At 68.4% G+C, this 345-nt stretch carries 1 rRNA gene; it reads right to left on the bottom strand.

The annotated features are described in order from the left end of the window. Positions 1 to 110: 110 nt before the first annotated feature. Positions 111 to 226: ribosomal RNA gene (rrf, locus tag DXD16_RS07250) — 5S ribosomal RNA — on the bottom strand. Between the last annotated feature and the right edge of the window lie 119 nt (positions 227 to 345).

The following is a 345-nucleotide window of genomic DNA, read 5'->3' as shown; positions in this document are numbered from 1 at the left end:
CAAGATCGTCTGGTGTAATTGAGTCATTCACGCCCCGTAAACGCAAAAAAGGGGGAGGCCGCGAGGCCTCCCCCTTCTTCAAGTCTTGCGACGGCTCGGTGCCGTCCACCGGTCAGCGGCGCCCTGGCCTCCCACGGGCTGGCCCCGCAGTACTCTCGGCGCGATGGGGCTTAGCTTCCGGGTTCGGAACGGGACCGGGCGTGCCCCCCATGCTCTGGCCGCTGACCGGTGGGCGGCGCCCACCGTTCACGGTGTCCTGGGTCTCATCTACGTGCCCTGGGGGCCGCATGGCGCATAGGGGAGGTGACTCGGGGGCATCCTCGTGCCCGGACCGCGCTTCAGAGC

Source organism: Collinsella sp. TF11-5AC (genome assembly GCF_003436775.1).
Classification (GTDB): Bacteria; Actinomycetota; Coriobacteriia; order Coriobacteriales; family Coriobacteriaceae; genus Collinsella.
Note: the sequence above shows the minus strand (reverse complement) of the source record. Positions and strands in the feature narration are given on the sequence as shown.